The organism is Psittacicella gerlachiana, from assembly GCF_003585965.1.
Taxonomy (GTDB): domain Bacteria; phylum Pseudomonadota; class Gammaproteobacteria; order Enterobacterales; family Psittacicellaceae; genus Psittacicella; species Psittacicella gerlachiana.
Genome location: NZ_NRJF01000246.1, coordinates 1 through 2,411, shown reverse-complemented (window position 1 = coordinate 2,411; position 2,411 = coordinate 1). Strand labels below are relative to the sequence as shown.

At 30.7% G+C, this 2,411-nt stretch carries 2 protein-coding genes; both read left to right on the top strand.

What is annotated here, in order from left to right:
* Positions 1-1,006 precede the first annotated feature (1,006 nt).
* Positions 1,007-1,207, top strand: a complete 201-nt coding sequence (locus tag CKF59_RS07200; protein WP_119535252.1) for a hypothetical protein — start codon at positions 1,007-1,009, stop codon at positions 1,205-1,207.
* 630 nt (positions 1,208-1,837) lie between these two features.
* Complete coding sequence (locus tag CKF59_RS07195; protein ID WP_119535251.1) at positions 1,838-2,239, top strand: hypothetical protein; 402 nt, start codon at positions 1,838-1,840, stop codon at positions 2,237-2,239.
* Positions 2,240-2,411: the final 172 nt, after the last annotated feature.

The window sequence follows — 2,411 nt, the reverse complement described above, 5'->3', positions numbered from 1 at the left end:
GAATAGTAAACTAACTAGAATAGTAAACTAACTAGAATAGTAAAAAAGAGTAGTAAATAAAGTAGGATTAAACTTGCTAAATTTAAATCTACGAGAACTACTAAATTTCTAGTTTTATTACAGTTTTTACCAAGCTTTTGGGCAATTTTATCTATCTGTTGTTTAGTTTCGATAAAAGTTCTGCCGTTTATTTGCCTTTACTCTTTAGGCTTATCCACGATTTTCCCTAAAATGTAAAAAATTTAAGATTAAAGCTTTACAAAGCGTAAAGCTATATATTAAGATAGATCTTAATGATAAAAAATAATCTTTTTTAATTTACTAAATTATTTTAGAAAATTAAAAAAAAGTTTAGGAAAAAACATATTAACCTTTAAAGCTTTAGTTATAAACTTAAGCTTATTTTAATATCCAGATATTCATAATGAAATATACAATTTATTCTTCGCTGTTAAGAGCCAGAGAACGACATAAGTTCGGTGGTAAGATTCTAGAGCGATTACGACATTAGTAATGATTTTATGTTTCCGAGCTTGAGCATAGCCTTGCTATAATCTAAGTTCTTGGAAGAAACTCCCTCGTACCCATGATGAGATTTTTAGGTAGGAATGAGTATAAGATATGAGTATAAGACAAAGGTTTTCATTCAGAAAAGCTTCACTTATCCTTAATTAAGCTTAGGTAGATCTAAATTCAACTTTTAAGTTGCTTTAAACTGCTAAGTTGAATCTTCAGCTAAACCTCAGTAAAACTTAAACCAAACCTAAACTAAAACAAACATCTCTCATTACAGGGAACTATAAACACATAAAAAGAAAGACTAAATTAGTATTTCATTAGCCTCAATTACGGTAGCGATTATAGCAATTGAGGGTAAGTAAGAGCTAGGATCTGGAACAGACCCTAGCTCTTTCTTTTTTGTAGGCAAAATTACTGTTAACTCTTGAGAGAGTTTAGGAGTAATTTTTTTATTAACCAAAAATTATACATAGAGGAGTATCTAAGTATGTCAGCAGTTTCATTTTTCCACAAATTTGCTTTAGTAAGTGTGGCAATCATCGGAGCTTCTTTAAGCTTGGCTGCGATTTCAGTAAACAAAGAAGCAAATAGTTTTGTGGCGTACCATCACGTACCAGCATCATATAATTTAACTTTAGAGCAAGAGCAGATTGCAAAAGTTAATCTAAACTTTAATCAAGCAGAATAATTTAAATTAGAGGGTGAGCAATCACTCTCTTTTTTTGGGTTCAAATTTTTTCTGAAATGAATCCCAAAAGTTAGCCTACTTCTATAAAAAGGCTAGCATGTTTCAAAAAGTTGGCATGATTTACGTAGAGAGATTATCTTTAAAATCACAATCTTTAAGGAGCTTGAAAAAGCTCAAAGTAACATGATCCACAAAAAGTAAAAAGAGTTTTGTTGAGCTTGAAGCCAAGTTTAACTTAATAGGTTTTAAAGAGAGCTAATTCCTCTTTAGATAGAGCCTAAATAAGACTAAGGTTAAAAATAAAAAAGTGAGTACTCACTTATTGAAAATAAGTTTTTCATGAGTATAATAATTATAGATTTTTATATAACAACACAACATTTTTAGTAAAAACAATACAAACTTAAATAGAGCTAAGGAGTTTTACAAAAAGGAAAGCAAAGAGGAGAACTTGCACCTTATAGAAAACTCTCTTAAAAAGATAAAACTATAGCTTTTAGCGGAAGCAAAAATACTTGGGGTAATAAAACTGCATATTAATGTACGAGGCTGGGAATAAAGCACGAGGCAGAGAATAACCTTTCTCAGGTAAGAAAAGGAAGAGCTTAGTTGCATCAGGAATATGATTTTATGAAATGGAAATTATTATTTTTACTCTTCTGTGGTTTTGCCTTGAGCAGTGTTGCCCAAAGCCAAGGGTTAAGCTATCAAAGAATAGTGGGTAGCCAAGTTGAAGTGGAAGCTGCAAGTAGTTTTAATTATGCAGCTGCTTATAAAGTTAGTCAGTTAGATGAGCAAGGCGGACGTTTTATTGGTTTAAAATTCCGTAAGTTTGATGGCAGTCGTCATATAGTTTTAACTGATGCCGAAAACAAGCAAGCAGCAACTAAGTATCAAATTGGTTTAATTACCATTACGATTGCTGATAATGTAAGTTTATTAGCTGCTAATACCCTCTTAAAAGATTTAGGGATGAATTTTGAATTAATTGCTCATCAAGAGATGCGTAGTTTACTTGTCCCTCTAGAGTAACCAACTTATTTTATAAGAGTAAGTAAGGTTAAAAAGAGCAAAGTAACAAAAAACAAACAAATAAGACAAGAGCAAACTAAAACAACACATAAGTAAATAATACAATTTCAAACTACACCATTAAACAACGCAAGTAAATAACATAACAACACAAGTAAATAACATAACAACA

What these genes read in the sequence shown, in the direction of transcription:
- CKF59_RS07200 (WP_119535252.1), top strand. Translation starts at nt 1,007, where the DNA reads ATGTCAGCAGTTTCATTTTTCCACAAATTTGCTTTAGTAAGTGTGGCA.
- CKF59_RS07195 (WP_119535251.1), top strand. Translation starts at nt 1,838, where the DNA reads ATGAAATGGAAATTATTATTTTTACTCTTCTGTGGTTTTGCCTTGAGC.